The following is a 16,954-nucleotide window of genomic DNA, read 5'->3' on the forward strand; positions in this document are numbered from 1 at the left end:
CGGGGAGATCCGTTGGGAAGAACGCGATATCCCAACGGGCTGCTGGCTGCTTGTATAGGTGAGGTTGGCGGACGCTTACGTACATTCACCGTTGCTTTTAATCATTACGGTAACCATGTAACCGGCCAGGGCGGAGCCGGCGCACATCAACGCAATGATCCATTTTGAAATAGTCATTCTCAGTACTCCTTAACGCCGCCGCGTGTGTTTTTGCGGGCTTCAAACTGCTGTTCGGTGGCTTCGCTCGCAGCCTTCCGGTCGCCTTGCTGAGCCATGTAATTGCCCTGCATGTTGATTTGCGTGGCCAGCAGGTCGCGCAGCTTTTGCAATTGCTGCACGTTTTGCCCGGCAATTTCATTGCCCGCCTGAATCGCCTGCATACGACCAACGGCCGACTGCGAACGAGCCACCATGCGGTCTAGCTGGGCATCCTCGGACTCGAAGGTGCTGGTATTGAAGTTCGCCGCTTCCATCGCTGTTTTTACGTTGTCGCGGCCCTGTTGCGACCACTTTTGATAGCGATCCTGCGCCGAGGCCTCTGCCGAATTAGCTGCTTGATTTAGGTAGTATTCGAAGCCCGGAAAAACTGTGTTGAACTGCGAATCCATGTTCTGGATTTGGCGGCCCAACGCCTGCGAGCGGTTGTAGATGTTGACGACGCTTTTCAAGTCAGACGCGATGCTGCTGAACATTGAATCGGGCAACCCTGTGCCTTGCGTGACCATATTTTGGTATTGCTGAATCTGCGTTTGCAATTGCTCGGCGGTGTTCAGCGCTGTGTTGACCTGCTCGGCGTACTCGAACATCTGTTGATAGAACGTCGAGCAGTTAGAGCAGTAGATGGCGTAAGCCGGTACAGGTGTCATGTAGAGACCTACGCCGAAGCCTGTAGTTGCCATTGCCACAGCTAGTGCCGCACCTCGGCGAAATATCCGGGCGGTAAAAGCTGACGTACTTTGCGATTCTTTTTCCATATCGAATACCTCGTTTCGTCGTCGTCCGAGGTTCGATTATTGCCGCATTTCCCGATGACCTCTAGGGTTTGTGGCTTCTTTTTCCAATAGAAACAGAGGCTTACTGTTCCCGCAAACGTCGTATTTCGGGACGAAAGTAGACGCTTAAGTACCTGTTTTAAAGTATGTTCTTAGAAGAGTTTTGAGGGGGAGGATAGTGTCCCGAAAACGTCTGTTTCGGGACAAAAAAATGCCAACCGAAGTGGGCTTTTGACAGGGCTGCGTGCGGTGTCAGTGAGCCGCGTAGTAAGGATTCTGAACGCGATAGAGGCAACGTTCCGTTTCAGGGATGTGCAGCGTCTCCAAGTGCCACTCTTCAAGTGAAGAAGCGAGCCGGGCGGCAATGCGCTGAGCCTCCACAACGTACCTATTAGATTGGCTGCTAGCTTGACCTAGGCAGGCTTGCAGTTCATTGAGTTGATCAGCCAGAGCACTTATGCGGTGAGTTGTCTTCATGGTCTATTCCCCTTGCTTATCCTTTCAACGATTCTGTCGAATTCTTCCCGGATCTGATCGTCCGTAAGCTCCAGATTAACTAATCCCGATTTTATTGCAATTCTCCCGATTCTTTCTGCTGCTTCATTGTCGAGTTTTGCAAGCCTCGCCTTAGCCATCTCTAGCTCAGAAAAAGCATCAGATCGGCGCTCAGAAAGAGTTTTCCTAGCCATTTTTCGTACTCCTTTTTGGTGCCAATTAGGCCCTGCTCAGTTGTTGGAACACGGGCATTCTAGCGACCACAGGAATTCTTGACTATGTGAGGATCGGAGACGCTATAACCGAATCGTCGGAGCGGTATGTTGGCTTCAGGTCATGGCGTTCTCTTCCCTGCTTGCTCCGTCCATTTAAATTTTTTCGGCCAAGTGAATTCAAGGCAATTTTAGGCAACTTTAGGCAATTCACTCCTGAATTAAGGCAGCGCTAGGCAACTTAAGTAAACCGAACGAAATTCAAGGAAATTAAAAGCAACATGCCTTATCGAAGCGGCTATCAGAGTTAAATTTCTTTGAGTTGCGCTCAGACAGACGGCAAGATGTGTGTTGTGGGTCCACAGGCTACGCCTGTTCCCCCCAACACCGCCCCTTACTCACCTGCGGTTCGACGGCATCTTGCTCTGCGAGGCCCACCGTCGCTGCCGCGACCGAACATCAAAAGCCCGATGCGGCACCAAAGGAAAGGCGCGCTGCTGCGCCACCTGGCTGTCGCTGCGGCAAGAGCGAGAGACGAATGGCAGAGAAGAAAAAAACGACTTACGGCACCCGGCCCCGGAACGAATACATCAAGGTATTCGTGACCGAGGACGAACGCGCCGAGCTGGTAGACCGTGCCGCGCAAGCGGGCATGTCTCAGTCGGCGTTCCTGCGCGCCGTTGGATTGAATGAGCCGATCCGCTCGGTTGTTGACCTGCAAGCCGTGGCCGACTTGGGCAAGGTCAATGGCGACCTTGGCCGAGTCGCTGGCTTGCTGAAACTTTGGCTTGCAGAGAAGCGCGGCCAAGGTGCGCGGCCGGTCGATGTAGAAGCGATGATGAACGACTTTCGCAAGTTGCAGGGCGAAGTCCTCGCTATTATGGCGCGAGTCATCAAGTAATGACGTGAGTGATAACTAGGAATCGTCAAGGTTATTTAAAAAAATCGGCTTGGTCGTTTTGCGCGCCGGTGAATATTTGGAGAAATATATTGCACCTAATAATGCTCGATACCTGCGTTTGGCTTGATATTTCATCTCAGAAAGCGGAATTGCCTATGCTTGCTGCCCTTGAGCAATTGGTACAGGATGGTAGTATCAGAATACTTCTTCCAGATTTGATACGTGTAGAGTACGAGCGAAATAAAGATAGGGTCATTGAGGCTACACGCAAGCGACTTGCAAATGAGTTTCGGGTAGTTAAATCTGCTGTTGAGTCTTTTGGTGGCCAAGGAAAAGATGCTGCGCTAAAAGCCTTGGATGATGTTAATCATCGGCTTCCAATACTTTCGGAGGCGACTCAGGGCACGGTAAATCGCGTTCTAAAGCTTTTCGAAACTGCCCACAAAATTGCGGTCTCCGATAACGCTAAAATAAAGGCAGCAGAGAGGGCGATCGCGAAGAAAGCGCCGTTTCATAAGCAGAAAAACAGTGTTGCCGACGCGGTATTAGCCGAGTTGTTTCTAGAGTTTAAAGTAGCACGCGCGAACGAGTATGAAACGTTCAGGTTCGTTACACATAATGTCACAGATTTTTCCGGAAAAGATCATAGGCAGCCACACGAAGACTTTGCAGATATTTTCGATGGAAGCGCATCCATATTCTTTAACTCTACGAACTCTGCGATTGAAGATCTCCTCGATCTGGAAGAGTTTCACTATGAGAATAGCTTTGCCTGGGAGGATGAAACTCGCGGGCTTCAGGAAATAATGTCAGCGATGGACGAGTTGTTCGATAAGGTTTGGTACAACCGTCACATGAACATGATTTATCACTTAGATAATGGTGATATAGAGGTTGTTCCCGCTGGAACCAATCGCTACGGCAATGATGTGATCCACGAAGATATCCTGAGCCAAGCAAAAGTAGCAGCTCAGCGGGTCAGAGAAAAGTATGAGGATACTGGGCCTTGGAGCGACTTTGAATGGGGTATGCTCAATGGGAAGCTTTCTGCCCTGCGATGGGTACTAGGTGACGAGTGGGATATGCTCGACACGTAAATTATGGCGAACGAATAAACATCTATCATTGTGGTAAGGGCAATGCCGAGACCAAGACGTGGCCAGGAGAACTCTATCAAATGAAAGACAGATCACATCTACAGGCGATGGCCGAGTACTTTCGGGCTGATCCGGCTTATGCAGCGGAGTTGCTTGCCGATGTTCGTTCCGGCGGCGATCAGGACGAGTTAGCTATTTTGATGCGGCAAATGGACGAGGCCTTCATGATCGACCACAAGCTTCCCGGCTCCGCGTCCGAGGAACAGTCATGACACAGGCAGCTTGGACACATGACGGCAAGCCGGTAGATGCAGCCTCCATCTCCTCCGACGAGTGGGAGAGGCTGAAACAGGCCGCCCGGCTAGGTGATTTTGTGATGCCATGTTGCAAAGCGCCAGCGGTACTCAAGACAAGCATCAATGGTCTGCCGTTCTTCGCACACCTGTCAGACGAGTGCAGCACAGCGCCCGAGACGAAATGGCATAAGTCGGGCAAGGCCGCAGTGATGGCCGCCTTAACTGGCATGGGTATTGAAAATCGAGACGAGGTTCCCGGCCGATCACCGAGCGGCGAGAAGTGGGAAGCTGACGTGCTCTTTTCAGTCTCAGGCCGCACAATTGCCATTGAGCTACAACGCTCCTACCAACATCTACGCGAATTCACTCGCCGCCAAGAGCGATACGCTGCATCAGGAGTAGAGTGCTACTGGCTGGTTCGCAAAGAGACCTTTCTGACCCTAGGCAAAGCGACGTCTCGCCTGCTTTTGAAGCGTGATTTCGGCAGTGTTTTCCCGTCTGGCGGCATCGGCACTGGCATGCTGCCTGAGCTTCCTGTGGCCATGCTAGACACAGAAGGTGAGTTGCTTGTCCAATTTGGCGGTTTCAAGGCTGCAACGATCCCTCTGTGGCTGGGGGGCATCATTGATCGGGCCTTCAAGTATCGAGGGGGCTCTTGGAATCTTGGCTAACTCAAGCATGCTGCAATGGTATTTTTAATGGTATTATTCTCTCGGTCTTTCATAAGTCATTGATTTTAAATGATTTTTAATTGCTCTAGATAATAGAGTGGGAGTGACATCCGGTCCTTTGTGGGCCATCGTCAGGCCCTGGTCGTCGTGGGTCGGCCAGGGGGCAGTGTCATGATCCGCTTCCAGTAGTCTTAGTTGCTGTGAAGCGTTCGTGGAGTGCGGGATTGCGATCCCATCGGGCTGCTGGGTGAGACGATCTGCCGGGTGCCTGCGTGGAATTGGAGCTAGCCTCGGATCTACTCCTGACGTTGTAGATGGTGATGAAAGAGCGCGCGCACGATGGTAAGGCTCCAGTCGAGCTGGGCGAAAAGCTCTATTTCTTCAAGAGTTCCACCCCAGGGGTGGATCAGTGCCTGATCTGGGGGCACGCCGGATTGCTGTGGGGGCATGGGCAATACATGATTCCCAGTGGCATCAGACTCTATTTCTTCAGTGCGCCAGGCGAGAGGGTGAAATCTGAGCCTGGAAGAATGATTCGCAGTGGTTGGATGCAGGACAGTGACACGAACAACAAGGTGCATGTGCCCGAGCGTCATCCGTCGTCGTTGGTACCCGATTACATTCTGACAAAAGCCATCGGTAGCGGCTTTTCGGGCACGCGAACGGTCGCAGGAAGGGTCGAGAAGTCGAAATACGGCTACGACTCCATCAGGAAGGATATGGGCTACAACGCGATCGCGCAGAAGTCGGCTCCGCCCCCGGATTATCCCTTCGACGAAGCAAAGCCGGGGGATTGGTCGCCCCATGTTGTCAGCGTGCGACGACGGTGGAAGGAGGGAAAATCCGTGCAGTTGAGCGAGGTCATCACAGCGGTGTGCGCCCACGACGACAGCGTGCGCAGGTTCTACTTCGGCGGGTGCCGGGGCGATGCCAGCGGCAGCTACTTGATGTCGGCGTTTGTGAAAGCTGGTATCGCGTTCATTGCGTAGCGTCCCCAATGGCTGGCAGGACCTAGCGCGCAATCGTCAGGGCGTGCAGCCGCCGCAGTGCACAGGCGACGCCTGGCGACGCGTGCGGCCTTGCGATTGCGCAACGCGCGGGGCCGCCGTCAGCGCAGCTTGGCCAGCGCGGCGCGCGCGTCGGTCATGAAGCGCTGGCCTTCCTGCGGCGTGGCCAGGTTGGCGCTCAGCTGGCTGAGCACCTGTTCGATATCGCTGGACGCTTCCCAGGCTTCGTCGCACAGCATGCCGGCGATGGGGCCGAGATAGTTCAGCGCGACTTTTTCCAGTGCATCGCGAACGCGCGCGTCCTGAGCGCCGGCGCCGCCATTGGTTGACGGCGCAGGGGCGGGTGATGCCGCAGGCGCAGGCGCCGGAACTGGGGCGGACGCAACCGGCGCGCGGGCTTGTGTCGGCGCCCCGCCCAGATCCTGTTCAAAACCGCCCATCAACCACTGACGCGAGTCTTCGCCCAGTAGCGAGGGCTTGCCCAGGCCGGCGCCGGGATCGGCCTGGAAGCGCGCCTTCGCGGCACCGACCATGGTGAGGCGTTGCACCGCCTCGTCGTTGCGCAGCATGCGAAAGACCACTTCCTCGATCTGACCGGCGTTGATGCGGACGATGCAGGAATGGTTTTCTTCGGTGACGACGAAGAGGAAGCCGGACGCCTTCTTCAATGCCAGCGCCCTGAGTTCGCGCAGGACCTCGATCAGCGGACGGAATTCATTGGACATGGCGTCTTCCTAGCATCGTCTGGTACGGAGGCGTCTGCAGCAGCTCAGCGTTTGCTGAGCCGCTCCATGGCCAGGCGGACACTGTTGGACAGGCGCGAGATGGCGCGTGCCAGCGTGCCGATTTCGTCCTTGAGATTGACCTCGGTGATGGTGTGGTTCCACTTGCCCAGGCTGAGTTCTTCGGCCACGGTGGTCAGGTGCTGGATGGGGCGCAGCACGCGGCTCCAGATCAAGGCCCACTGCAGGCCGAGCAGCAGGGCGCAGACCAGCAGGCCGATGCCGGCGATCCACAACGACTGACGCACGATCACGCCGTTGACGTCGCTCTTGGGATACGCCGACACCAGGGTGAAGCCCCAGTCCGGCACGTCCTGCTTGGTCACCACCCAGTCGTCCGGGGTTTCCTTGACGATGCGCTCGATGGTGGCGGTGTCGGTGGTGGCACCGGTGGTCGACTGGAAGCGCAGCTTGTTGGTGCTGTCGAACACGGCGATGAAGCCTGAGTCGAGCACGCGGCGGCTGCTGACCACGTTTTCCAGTGCTTGGGTGTCGGCCTTGTAGCCCACGTACCAGGCGCCGATGACACGCTTGTCATTGCCGGCGACGATTGGCTCGTAGCCGGTCACGTAGGGGTTGCCCAGGATGTCGACCACGCCATAGAAGCTTTCGCCGCTGCGCAGCTTGGCGGACGCCTGGCCGGCAGGGTCGAGCACGGTGCCGATGGCGCGGCTGCCGTCGTCCTTCTTGACGTTGGTGGAGATGCGCACGAAGTCCTCGCCGGTACGCGAAAACAGCGTGGCGGTGCCTTCGTGAATCGAGGTGACGTCGTCGAGCATGGTGAAGACGTTGGCCTGCGAGCGCTGGCCCAGCAACAGATCGTTGGCATTGCGGTTGGCAACACGCACCTCGTTGCCCAGGCTCGGCGCACCCTGTGCATTGGCATCCCTGCGCAGCTGGCGCATGGAGGAGTGCACGCGGTCCAGCATCATCGAGCGGGTGACTGCGAACAAGGTCTGCAAGGACACCGACTGGCGCTCGATGGATTCGCCGGTTTCGAACCTGACCCGATTGGCTTCGGTAATGGCCAGAATGACCGTCAGCGCCAACACCACGACCAGCACCAGAGCCAGCACCGGCAACAGCAGGCGCACCCGCAAAGAGTGACGAAGCATCGCAATTCCCCTGAACGCGTTTATATGATTGAGTCGAGTGCCGCCGCAGTGCGGCGATCAGCGTAGCTTTTATCGGCGGCGGCCGACGATGCTGAAGCTGTCCCCATAGCCTTCAGCTGGGGATACGATAGCCCAAGTCGATGGGGTTGGGGGAGCGTGCGCGGGCGTTATGCTCGCCATCGCGCAAGTGGAGTGGGGGTGGTAGACCCGCCGGAAGCAACCGCACTGGTAGCGGCAAGGAGCGCAGATGCTGCCCAAGCCATCGTGCTGAGCCATGGTTCGATACTGCGCAAGCTCGTCGATGCACCTGTTCGGATTGCTTCTGCGTGATGTCGACGCACGATCGGCTCAGCCGAGCGCGATGTCGCATAGGAGTTTCAAGTTCAGGCACACGATGATCGCGGCAATCAGCCAGGCCAGCCGGACCAGCCAGGCCGGTGCCACCAGTGCGCGCATCAGCTGCCGGTCGGAGACGAAGCGCACCAGTGGGATCACCGCAAACGGCAACTGCATCGACAGCACCACCTGGCTCAGTACCAACAGCCGCGCCGTGCCGGCCTCGCCATACAACCAGGTCACCACCAGCACCGGCACGATGGCGATACTGCGGGTGACCAGGCGGCGTAGCCAGGGTGCGAGGCGCAGTTGCAGGAAACCTTCCATCACGATCTGCCCGGCCAGGGTCGCGGTCACGGTGGAATTGACGCCGGAGGCGAGCAGGGCGACCGCGAACAAGGTCGAGGCCAGGCCTACGCCCAGCATCGGCGCGAGCAGGGCATGCGCCTGCTCGATCTCCTGTACGTCGGTGCGTCCTTGCGCATGGAACACTGCCGCGGCCAGGATCAGGATGGCCGCGTTGATGAACAACGCGAACATCAGCGCCACTGTGCTGTCCGTAACCGCCCAGCGCAAGGCCGAGCGGCGCCCCGCATCTGTGCGCGGATACGCACGCGTCTGCACGATCGAGGAATGCAGATACAGGTTATGCGGCATCACCGTCGCGCCGATGATGCCGATCGCCAGATACAGCGCCTGCGGGTCGGTCACCACCTGTGCGTGCGGGATGAAGCCGCCCAGCACCGCCGCGATCGGTGGCGCGGCCAGTGCGATCTGGATGCCGAAGCAGACGAAGATGATGAGCAGCAAGGCCATCACGAAGGCTTCCAGCGCGCGGAAGCCACGGTGCATCAGCAGCAACACCAGCACCACATCCACGGCCGTGATGATCGCGCCCAGAGTCAGCGGGATGCCGAACAGCAGCTTCAGTGCGATCGCGGTGCCGATCACCTCGGCCAGGTCGCAGGCGATGATCGCCAGCTCGCACAGTCCCCAGAGCGCCAGGTTGGCCGCGCGTGGGTAGCGCGCCCGGCACGCCTGTGCCAGGTCCAGCCCGGTGGCGATGCCCAGCCGCGCCGACAGGCTCTGCAACACGATCGCCATGAGGTTGGAGAGCAGGATCACCGACAGCAACAGGTAGCCGAACTGCGAGCCGCCGGCCAGGTCGGTGGCCCAGTTGCCCGGGTCCATATAGCCCACCGACACCATGTAGCCCGGGCCCAGAAAGGCCAGCAGGCGGAACCACCAGTGGCCTTTGTGGGGCACGGCGACGCTGGCGTGGTGATCGCCAAGGCCGCCACCGCTCTGGGCGGGTGGCGGTGCAGGAGCGAGCTTGTCGGCGAGCATAGGAAGGCGGACGGGAGCGGATCGAACGGATGATATAGCAATTGCTATTCTCTTGAGCATTGGCGAATCCAATCGTAATGCGTGATCGCGTGCCTCACACTAGGGGCCTGGGCAGCGATGCCGGACGCAATGACGAGGACAAGGGTGGGCAAGAGCGAGAAGACGATGGCAGCTGCGCCGTCCCTGATCGATGCGCAGGTGCATATGGAGAGCTTCCGCCAGGTGCGCGAAGCGCGCCGCGCCGAGCTGGTCGAGGACTACGTGGAGCTGATCTCCGATCTGCTGGTCGACGGTGGCGAGGCACGCCAGGTCGATATCGCCGCGCGCCTGGGCGTGGCGCAGCCCACCGTGGCCAAGATGCTCAAGCGGCTGGTGCGCGATGGCTGGGTGGTGCAGCGCCCTTACCGTGGCGTGTTCCTGACCCCGGCCGGCGAGGCGCTGGCCGCTTCCAGCCGGCAGCGGCACCAGATCGTCGAGCGCTTTCTGCTGGCGCTGGGCATCGACCAGGCCACCGCACGTCGCGATGCCGAAGGGATCGAGCACCATGTCAGCGAGGCCACGGTGGCTGCCTTCGCCGCGTTCCTGGATCGCCAGGCCGGCGGAGCGGCGTGAGCGTGTCGCCCGATTGCAGCATCGACGATGCGCCGCAGCTGCGGCTGGACCGGCAGTGGATGCAGCATGCCTTGCAGCTAGCCGAGCGTGCCGAGCGTGACTTTGACGAGATCCCGGTTGGCGCGGTGCTGATCGATGCCCAGGGCCAGGTACTGGGCGAGGGCTGGAATTTCAACATCGCCAGCCACGACCCCAGCGCGCATGCCGAGATCGTGGCGATGCGCGAAGCCGGGCGCCGGCTGACCAATCACCGCCTGCTCGGCTGCACGCTGTACGTCACCCTGGAGCCGTGTGCGATGTGCGCCATGGCGATGATCCATGCGCGCATCGCGCGAGTGGTGTTCGCTGCCAGCGACCCCAAGACCGGTGCCTGCGGCAGCGTGTTCGACCTGCTGGCCGACCCGCGCCACAACCACCGCGTGCAGGTGGCCGGCGGGGTCCTTGCGGCCGAGGCGAGCCTGCGGCTGACCAATTACTTTCGGGCAAAGCGCGGCAAGCCGCCGCTGCTGCCGTGAGCCACATGGGCGCGGTATGATGCGCGCCCTTTCCAGCACCCGGCCGGCGACGGCCATCCACAGGACGGCGATATGGCAGACACCCTTGCAGGCAACGACCGACTGATCTGGATCGATCTGGAAATGACCGGCCTGGACACCGACCAGGACTCGATCATCGAGATCGCCACCATCGTGACCGATGCGCAGTTGAACGTGCTTGCCGAAGGGCCGGAACTGGCCATCGCCCATCCGCTGGAAACGCTGGAGGCGATGGACGAGTGGAACCGCAACCAGCATCGCCGTTCGGGCTTGTGGCAGCGCGTTCTGGACAGCCAGGTCACCCACGCACAGGCCGAGGCGCAGACCGTGGCGTTCTTGAACGAGTGGATCCGCGCCGGCGCTTCGCCGATGTGCGGCAACTCGATCTGCCAGGATCGCCGCTTCCTGCACCGCCAGATGTCGCGCCTGGAGCGCTACTTCCACTACCGCAACCTGGACGTGTCCACCATCAAGGAACTGGCGCGGCGCTGGGCACCGGCCGTGGCCAATGGCTTTGCCAAGAGTTCGGCGCATACCGCGCTGAGCGACGTGCGCGATTCCATCGCCGAGCTGCGCCACTACCGGCAGTTCATGGGGGCACTGGGTGGCGATACCGCCGCCGAGTTGGAAGGCTGAGCGTCACGATCACTGTCGGTGATCTCACGCGGGCGATCGCCGTACTGAGCCATCTGGGAACATCGGGCAGGGCGCAAGCCTGCGACTCGCCCCGGATCAGGGCTGACGAACAGAAAAGGCCGCATCCTTCGATGCGGCCTTTTGTCTCTCAGCTTGTCAACCTCACCGTGCCAGCGATGGCCCCTTGGCGAGGTCGCCATCGTCGGTGATGCCTTTGATCAGCAGATCGGAGATCGGCTTGCCGTCGGCATCGTGGTGATACACGTGCAGGTCGCGCTGCGGATAGGGGATATGCAGCCCGTTCTCCAGCAACTGATGGCGAATCTGCTCCAGCGTGGTGCTCTTGGCCGCGCCGAAGTCCGCATTGGTGGAATAGGCGAACAGCATCAGGTCGACCGTGCTCTCGCCCAGATTGGTCACCTGCACGAATGGCGCGGGCGAGTCCAGTACGTGAGGGTTGTCCTTGGCAATCTGCAGCAACAACTGCTGGGCTTTCTTCAGGTCGTCGTCGTAGCCCACGCCCACCGTCACGTCCAGCCGGCGGTTGGGCAGGGTGCTGTAGTTGATGATGGGCGCCGTGGAAATGGTGCTGTTGGGCAGGGTAATCATGCGATCGTCGAAGGCCCGCAGCCGGGTCTGGAAGATCCGGATCTCATCGACAATGCCTTCCTGCCCGGCAATCACCACATGGTCGCCATCGCGCATCGGCCGCAACACGATCAGCATGACCCCGGCAGCGATGTTGGACAGCGAGTCCTTCAACGCCAGGCCGACCGCCAGACCTGCCGCGCCCAGTACCGCGATCAACGACGTCGGCGGTACGCCGATCTTGCTGAGGGTGCTGACAAATACCAGTACCAGCAGTAACGCGTACGCGACGTTGCGCAGGAAGTTGGTCAGCGTGATTTCGACACGGGCGCGCGTCAGTGCACGATGCAGCCACTGGCTGAGCTGCTTGGCCAGCCACATGCCCACCACCAGGATGACCAGCGCAACCCCCCAGTCCAGCAGGATTTGCGCCCAGTCCACCTTGTCCCAGCCAGTGGGCGCCTGGGGGGCGACCACCACGGTCTTGGTCGTGGCCGCCGCTGCTCCCGCAGCGGCGGCCATCATTGCACCCAACACTCCCATCAGCTCTCGCTCTTGAGCTTGGCCAGGCGCAGCCAGGTATCGACCACGGTGTCAGGATTCAGCGACACCGATTCGATGCCTTCCTGCATCAACCACTCAGCCAGTTCCGGGTGATCCGAAGGCCCCTGACCGCAAATGCCCACGTACTTGCCCTTGGCGCGCGCCGACTTGATCGCCATCGATAGCAGCTTCTTCACCGCCGGGTTTCTCTCGTCGAACAGATGCGCCACGATCGACGAGTCGCGGTCCAGGCCCAGGGTGAGCTGGGTCAGGTCGTTGGAGCCGATCGAGAAACCGTCGAAGATGTCCAGGAACTCATCGGCCAGCAGCGCGTTGGACGGCAGCTCGCACATCATGATGATCTTCAGGCCCGGCTTTCCATCAGCACCGGCGCCTTGCTTGAGCCCGTTCTGCTCCAGCACCTCGATCACCTTGCGGCCTTCTTCCAGCGTGCGCACGAACGGAATCATCACCCAGAGGTTGTCCAGGCCCATCTCGTTGCGCACCTTCAGCACCGCCTTGCACTCCAGCGCAAAGGCCTTGGTGAAGGACGGATCGACATAACGGCTGGCGCCGCGGAAGCCGATCATCGGGTTCTCTTCATGCGGCTCGTAACGCGAGCCGCCGATCAGGTTGGCGTATTCGTTGGACTTGAAGTCCGACAGGCGCACGATCACCGTGTTCGGTGCCACCGATGCCGTCAGCGTGGCGATGCCTTCGGCCAGGCGATTGACGTAGAAGCTCACCGGGTCGCCGTAGCCGGCGATCTTGGCGTCGATCTTCCTGCGCACGTCCGCGTCCTGCTTGTCGTATTCCAGCAGCGCATTCGGATGGATGCCGATATGCGCGGCGATGATCATCTCCAGGCGCGCCAGGCCAATGCCGGCGTTGGGCAACTGGCCGAAGTCGAAGGCCCGCTCCGGGTTGGCCACGTTCATCATGATCTTGAGCGGGGCAGGCGGCATGTTGCCCAGATCGGTGGTGGTGCGCTCGAACGGCAGCAGGCCGTCGTAGATGAAGCCGGTGTCGCCCTCGGCGCAGCTCACGGTGACCTGCTGTCCATCGCTGATGATGTCGGTGGCATTGCCCGAGCCGACCACGGCCGGCACGCCCAACTCGCGCGCGATGATCGCGGCGTGGCAGGTGCGGCCACCGCGATTGGTGACAATGGCCGAGGCGCGCTTCATCACCGGCTCCCAGTCGGGGTCGGTCATGTCGGCGATCAGCACGTCGCCGGCCTGCACGCGGCTCATGTCGTCCAGCGAGCGCACCACGCGTGCCACGCCGCTGCCGATCTTTGCGCCCACTGCGCGGCCTTCGACCAGGATCTTGGCGTCCTTGGCATCCAGCGAGAAGCGCTCGATCTGGGTGGCGTGGCTGCGCGACTTCACCGTCTCCGGGCGCGCCTGCACAATGAACAGCTTGCCGCTGACCCCGTCCTTGGCCCACTCGATATCCATCGGGCGGCCATAATGCTTTTCGATCACCAGGGCCTGCTTGGAAAGCTCCTGCACGTCTTCATCGCTGATCGAGAAGGTGCCGCGCAGCTCCGCCGGGGTGTCTTCGATGCGCACGCGTTCACCGGGCACATCCGAATACACCATGCGAATGGCCTTGCTACCCAGTGAGCGGCGCAGGATCGCCGGATTGCCCGCAGTCAAGGTGGGTTTGTAGACGTAGAACTCGTCCGGGTTGACCGCGCCTTGCACGACCATTTCGCCCAGGCCAAAGCTGGAGGTGACGAACACCACGTCGCGGAAGCCGGATTCGGTGTCCAGCGTGAACAGCACGCCCGACGAACCCACGCCCGAGCGCACCATCAACTGCACGCCGGCCGACAGGAACACGTCCTCGTGCTTGAAGCCGTGGTGCACGCGGTAGGCGATCGCACGGTCGTTGTAGAGGCTGGCGAACACTTCCTTGACTTTGTGCACGACGTCGTCGGCGCCGGTCACGTTGAGGAAGGTCTCCTGCTGGCCCGCGAACGATGCGTCGGGCAGGTCCTCGGCGGTGGCGGAGGAGCGCACTGCCACGGCCACGTCGCCGCCGCCGTTTTCGGCGCAGAGTTTTTCGTAGGCGGTGCGGATGTCGCGGTCCAGCTCCGGCTGCAGCGGGGCATCGATCACCCAGCCGCGAATTTCCTTGCCGGCGACAGTGAGGGCATTGACGTCCTCCACATCCAGCGTTTCGAGCTTGTCGAAGATGCGCTTGGACAGGTCGTTGTGGGCAATGAAGTCCTTGAATGCCTCGGCAGTGGTCGCATATCCACCGGGTACCGAAACGCCCAACCCGGCCAAGTTGCCGATCATCTCGCCGAGCGAGGAATTTTTACCGCCTACGCGGGCCAGATCGACCAAGCGTAGCTCATGCAACCACAGGATATTCTCGTTCAAGCGCGATGCTCCGTATGGCCATCGCCCGAGCGGGCTTGGATGGCCGCGTCCGTAGGAAGAAGCCGCTATGATGCAGCGCACAGCGGAATCTGCACAAGCATGAACCCGTAAGTTTTGGACACCAGTTCAAAGAGGTGGTCTTGATGTCAACAATCCGGCCGGTCTTTTACGTCTCCGATGGAACCGGTATCACCGCTGAAACGATTGGGCATAGCCTGCTCACCCAGTTCAGCGGATTCAACTTCGTCACCGACCGCATGTCGTTCATCGATGATGCAGAAAAGGCGCGCGATGCCGCGATGCGGGTGCGCGCCGCCGGCGAGCGGTATCAGGTGCGCCCGGTGGTGGTCAATTCGTGCGTGGATCCACAATTGAGCATGATCCTGGCCGAGAGCGGTGCGCTGATGCTGGACGTGTTCGCGCCCTTCATCGAGCCGCTGGAGCGCGAGCTCAATGCGCCACGGCATTCGCGCGTGGGGCGCGCGCACGGCATGGTGGACTTCGAAACCTATCATCGGCGCATCAACGCGATGAACTTCGCGCTGAGCCACGACGACGGGATTGCGCTCAATTACGACGAGGCCGACGTGATCCTGGTGGCGGTGTCGCGCGCCGGCAAGACGCCGACCTGCATCTACCTGGCCTTGCATTACGGCATCCGCGCCGCCAACTATCCGTTGACCGATGAAGACCTGGACAACGAGCAGCTGCCGCCGCGGCTGCGCAATTACCGCAGCAAGCTGTTCGGCCTGACCATCGATCCGGAACGTCTGCAGCAGATCCGTCAGGAGCGGCGCGCCAATTCGCGTTACAGCGCCGCCGAGACCTGTCGGCGTGAAGTGGCCATCGCCGAGCGCATGTTCCAGATGGAACGTATCCCCTCGCTCAGCACCACCAACACCTCGATCGAGGAAATCTCCAGCAAGGTGTTGTCCACCTTGGGGCTGCAGCGGGAGATGTTTTGAGGCCGGGATTGGTGGGGCCGGATTCGGGATTGGGCAAGCAAGCGGCGCGTTCGCACTCCGGATGCCGCCGCGATTCGTCGGACGGCTTGCTGGCAGCCCGGGGGAAATCGATCGGGCGGGGCAGTACTCCGCCAAGGTAGGCCTGTCGTCGGGCCCTCGTCAATGCTGCCCGTGCGGCAGCGCAGCGTGTAGGATCGGTGCATGGCCCAGACCTTGAGCAAACTCGACATCATTCCCCGCCTGAGCCGGTTCGGCTGGTTGATGGGCCTGTATGCAGAGAACTTCCAGCATCTGACCCGCTTGTTCGCACCGGGCGACCTGGCACCGGGGTCGTACGTGTCCTCGATCGGTGATGGCCTGGACCTGCGCCTGGATGTGATCGAGTGCCACCGCTACACCGTCGAGCTGCGGTTGACCTACGATCTGTGCGACCCGGTCACCGGCGAGCCGGATCCCTCGGCATATGTGCGCCTGTACCGCGATGCTCGCCAGGCGGAGACCACGCATTGCTACGTGGGCCGTCGCTGGCAGGACGTGATGGGCATGTTCCCGCCGCCGGCCGAGCTCATCAGCCACCGCATGCGCATGAACACCTTCCTGGGCAAGTGGCTGGAGTATCTGGCCGAACGCGGCCATGGGGTGGCGACCTTGCGGCTGGATTCCGGGTACGTCGCTCCGCCAAGGCCGGGTGCGCAGGCCGTTGTTGGCTGGCATCCATCGCTGCGTTGCATCTGTCGGTGTAGCGGGCGCGACCATGATGGCCGATTGATCGCCACTCGGTCATCGGCCGGCCAGGCTGCAGATCGTGTGGCTGCTGCCCAAGATGCCGGCTCATCAAGGCGACGTGTCTTATGGCGATCACCTCTGCGTCCAGGCCATGGCATCGGTCATACTGATGCGCTTCGTGTCAGATCCTGTGCCATGCCCTATACCCCGATTGTCGCCACCCTGGGCTACCTGCTGTCGCCGGACGGCACGCAGGTACTGATGATCCATCGCAATGCGCGTCCCGGCGATCAGCACCTGGGCAAGTACAACGGTCTCGGGGGCAAGGTGGAGCCGGATGAGGACGTGCTGGCCTGCATGCGCCGCGAGATCCGCGAAGAAGCCGGTGTGGAGTGCGGCGACATGCAACTGCGCGGCACCATCAGCTGGCCCGGGTTCGGCAAGCAAGGCGAGGATTGGCTGGGGTTCGTGTTCCTGATCCGCAGCTTCGACGGCATCCCGCAGGCGTCCAATCCCGAAGGCACGCTGGAGTGGGTATCCCTCGCGCAGTTGGACCAGGTGCCGATGTGGGAGGGCGACCGCAACTTCCTGCCGCTGGTGTTCGATGGCGACCCGCGGCCGTTCCATGGCGTGATGCCGTATCGCGACGGGCGCATGCAGTCCTGGAGTTATTCGCGCGTTTGAGTGGATGGCGTGGCCGCCAG

Annotated in this window: 17 protein-coding genes and 1 pseudogene; 11 read left to right on the forward strand and 7 right to left on the reverse strand. The window is 60.6% G+C overall.

Features of this window, described 5'->3' with window-relative positions:
• Positions 1-179: 179 nt before the first annotated feature.
• The gene (trbJ, locus tag ACCQ13_RS11100) at positions 180-974 is read right to left on the reverse strand and encodes a P-type conjugative transfer protein TrbJ (protein ID WP_372372057.1); all 795 of its coding nucleotides are present in this window, start codon (positions 972-974) and stop codon (positions 180-182) included.
• 491 nt (positions 975-1,465) lie between these two features.
• Complete coding sequence (locus tag ACCQ13_RS11105) at positions 1,466-1,681, reverse strand: TraC family protein (protein ID WP_010370235.1); 216 nt, start codon at positions 1,679-1,681, stop codon at positions 1,466-1,468.
• 556 nt (positions 1,682-2,237) lie between these two features.
• Between ACCQ13_RS11105 and ACCQ13_RS11110 the strand changes: the two genes are divergently transcribed.
• The 5 genes from ACCQ13_RS11110 (at position 2,238) to ACCQ13_RS11130 (ending at position 5,653) form a co-directional block, all read left to right on the forward strand.
• Entirely contained in the window at positions 2,238-2,600 is a 363-nt protein-coding gene (locus ACCQ13_RS11110; protein WP_010370237.1) for a plasmid mobilization protein, read from the forward strand.
• A 101-nt stretch (positions 2,601-2,701) separates the two neighbouring features.
• Positions 2,702-3,697 (forward strand): PIN domain-containing protein, encoded by a 996-nt coding sequence (locus ACCQ13_RS11115; RefSeq protein WP_087910994.1) that lies wholly within the window; start codon positions 2,702-2,704, stop codon positions 3,695-3,697.
• Positions 3,698-3,777: 80 nt separating this feature from the next.
• Positions 3,778-3,969, forward strand: a complete 192-nt coding sequence (locus tag ACCQ13_RS11120) for a hypothetical protein (protein ID WP_116360865.1) — start codon at positions 3,778-3,780, stop codon at positions 3,967-3,969.
• A complete protein-coding gene (locus tag ACCQ13_RS11125; protein WP_116360864.1) occupies positions 3,966-4,664 on the forward strand; it encodes a competence protein CoiA in 699 nt (232 codons plus the stop codon). The genes ACCQ13_RS11120 and ACCQ13_RS11125 overlap by 4 nt, the downstream gene beginning before the upstream one ends.
• A gap of 314 nt (positions 4,665-4,978) precedes the next feature.
• Entirely contained in the window at positions 4,979-5,653 is a 675-nt protein-coding gene (locus ACCQ13_RS11130; protein WP_159407188.1) for a putative adhesin, read from the forward strand.
• 119 nt (positions 5,654-5,772) lie between these two features.
• On the opposite strand, the gene ACCQ13_RS11135 is transcribed toward ACCQ13_RS11130, so the two are convergent.
• The 3 genes from ACCQ13_RS11135 to ACCQ13_RS11145 all read right to left on the reverse strand — a co-directional run bounded on the left by ACCQ13_RS11135 (position 5,773) and on the right by ACCQ13_RS11145 (position 9,251).
• Complete coding sequence (locus tag ACCQ13_RS11135) at positions 5,773-6,396, reverse strand: DUF8082 domain-containing protein (RefSeq protein WP_104604939.1); 624 nt, start codon at positions 6,394-6,396, stop codon at positions 5,773-5,775.
• 44 nt (positions 6,397-6,440) lie between these two features.
• On the reverse strand, positions 6,441-7,568 hold the full coding sequence (locus ACCQ13_RS11140; protein ID WP_104604941.1) for a Cache 3/Cache 2 fusion domain-containing protein: 1,128 nt from the start codon (positions 7,566-7,568) through the stop codon (positions 6,441-6,443).
• Between the two features lie 348 nt (positions 7,569-7,916).
• Entirely contained in the window at positions 7,917-9,251 is a 1,335-nt protein-coding gene (locus tag ACCQ13_RS11145) for an Nramp family divalent metal transporter (RefSeq protein WP_159407978.1), read from the reverse strand.
• A 144-nt stretch (positions 9,252-9,395) separates the two neighbouring features.
• Here ACCQ13_RS11145 and mntR point away from each other — a divergent pair, with 144 nt between their 5' ends.
• The 3 genes from mntR (at position 9,396) to orn (ending at position 11,035) form a co-directional block, all read left to right on the forward strand.
• Positions 9,396-9,863, forward strand: a complete 468-nt coding sequence (gene mntR / locus ACCQ13_RS11150; protein WP_159407979.1) for a manganese-binding transcriptional regulator MntR — start codon at positions 9,396-9,398, stop codon at positions 9,861-9,863.
• A gap of 59 nt (positions 9,864-9,922) precedes the next feature.
• Complete coding sequence (gene tadA / locus ACCQ13_RS11155) at positions 9,923-10,378, forward strand: tRNA adenosine(34) deaminase TadA (RefSeq protein ID WP_167527005.1); 456 nt, start codon at positions 9,923-9,925, stop codon at positions 10,376-10,378.
• Positions 10,379-10,450: 72 nt separating this feature from the next.
• Positions 10,451-11,035, forward strand: a complete 585-nt coding sequence (gene orn, locus ACCQ13_RS11160) for an oligoribonuclease (RefSeq protein ID WP_104604949.1) — start codon at positions 10,451-10,453, stop codon at positions 11,033-11,035.
• Positions 11,036-11,197: 162 nt separating this feature from the next.
• Here orn and ACCQ13_RS11165 read toward each other — a convergent pair whose 3' ends face one another.
• Positions 11,198-12,166 (reverse strand): mechanosensitive ion channel family protein, encoded by a 969-nt coding sequence (locus tag ACCQ13_RS11165; RefSeq protein WP_104604951.1) that lies wholly within the window; start codon positions 12,164-12,166, stop codon positions 11,198-11,200.
• Entirely contained in the window at positions 12,166-14,559 is a 2,394-nt protein-coding gene (ppsA, locus tag ACCQ13_RS11170; protein ID WP_159407189.1) for a phosphoenolpyruvate synthase, read from the reverse strand. Before ppsA ends, ACCQ13_RS11165 begins: the two co-directional genes overlap by 1 nt.
• A gap of 143 nt (positions 14,560-14,702) precedes the next feature.
• On the opposite strand from ppsA, the gene ppsR reads away from it, so the two are divergent.
• The 3 genes and pseudogenes from ppsR to ACCQ13_RS11185 all read left to right on the forward strand — a co-directional run bounded on the left by ppsR (position 14,703) and on the right by ACCQ13_RS11185 (position 16,934).
• Entirely contained in the window at positions 14,703-15,524 is an 822-nt protein-coding gene (gene ppsR, locus ACCQ13_RS11175; protein WP_104604955.1) for a posphoenolpyruvate synthetase regulatory kinase/phosphorylase PpsR, read from the forward strand.
• A 201-nt stretch (positions 15,525-15,725) separates the two neighbouring features.
• Positions 15,726-16,232: pseudogene (locus tag ACCQ13_RS11180) on the forward strand (DUF1249 domain-containing protein); the annotation flags it as partial.
• A 213-nt stretch (positions 16,233-16,445) separates the two neighbouring features.
• On the forward strand, positions 16,446-16,934 hold the full coding sequence (locus ACCQ13_RS11185; RefSeq protein WP_104604959.1) for an NUDIX hydrolase: 489 nt from the start codon (positions 16,446-16,448) through the stop codon (positions 16,932-16,934).
• Positions 16,935-16,954 lie beyond the last annotated feature (20 nt).

Origin of the sequence: Xanthomonas sp. NCPPB 1638 (genome assembly GCF_041475635.2) — a bacterium.
Taxonomy (GTDB): domain Bacteria; phylum Pseudomonadota; class Gammaproteobacteria; order Xanthomonadales; family Xanthomonadaceae; genus Xanthomonas; species Xanthomonas cucurbitae.

Coding starts and splice junctions, on each gene's coding strand:
- trbJ (WP_372372057.1), bottom strand. CDS start 974: ATGGAAAAAGAATCGCAAAGTACGTCAGCTTTTACCGCCCGGATATTT.
- ACCQ13_RS11125 (WP_116360864.1), top strand. CDS start 3,966: ATGACACAGGCAGCTTGGACACATGACGGCAAGCCGGTAGATGCAGCC.
- ACCQ13_RS11185 (WP_104604959.1), top strand. CDS start 16,446: ATGCCCTATACCCCGATTGTCGCCACCCTGGGCTACCTGCTGTCGCCG.
- ACCQ13_RS11145 (WP_159407978.1), bottom strand. CDS start 9,251: ATGCTCGCCGACAAGCTCGCTCCTGCACCGCCACCCGCCCAGAGCGGT.
- ACCQ13_RS11110 (WP_010370237.1), top strand. CDS start 2,238: ATGGCAGAGAAGAAAAAAACGACTTACGGCACCCGGCCCCGGAACGAA.
- ACCQ13_RS11120 (WP_116360865.1), top strand. CDS start 3,778: ATGAAAGACAGATCACATCTACAGGCGATGGCCGAGTACTTTCGGGCT.
- ppsR (WP_104604955.1), top strand. CDS start 14,703: ATGTCAACAATCCGGCCGGTCTTTTACGTCTCCGATGGAACCGGTATC.
- ACCQ13_RS11135 (WP_104604939.1), bottom strand. CDS start 6,396: ATGTCCAATGAATTCCGTCCGCTGATCGAGGTCCTGCGCGAACTCAGG.
- ACCQ13_RS11130 (WP_159407188.1), top strand. CDS start 4,979: ATGGTGATGAAAGAGCGCGCGCACGATGGTAAGGCTCCAGTCGAGCTG.
- ACCQ13_RS11165 (WP_104604951.1), bottom strand. CDS start 12,166: ATGGGAGTGTTGGGTGCAATGATGGCCGCCGCTGCGGGAGCAGCGGCG.
- tadA (WP_167527005.1), top strand. CDS start 9,923: ATGCAGCATGCCTTGCAGCTAGCCGAGCGTGCCGAGCGTGACTTTGAC.
- ACCQ13_RS11115 (WP_087910994.1), top strand. CDS start 2,702: ATGCTCGATACCTGCGTTTGGCTTGATATTTCATCTCAGAAAGCGGAA.
- ACCQ13_RS11105 (WP_010370235.1), bottom strand. CDS start 1,681: ATGGCTAGGAAAACTCTTTCTGAGCGCCGATCTGATGCTTTTTCTGAG.
- ACCQ13_RS11140 (WP_104604941.1), bottom strand. CDS start 7,568: ATGCTTCGTCACTCTTTGCGGGTGCGCCTGCTGTTGCCGGTGCTGGCT.
- orn (WP_104604949.1), top strand. CDS start 10,451: ATGGCAGACACCCTTGCAGGCAACGACCGACTGATCTGGATCGATCTG.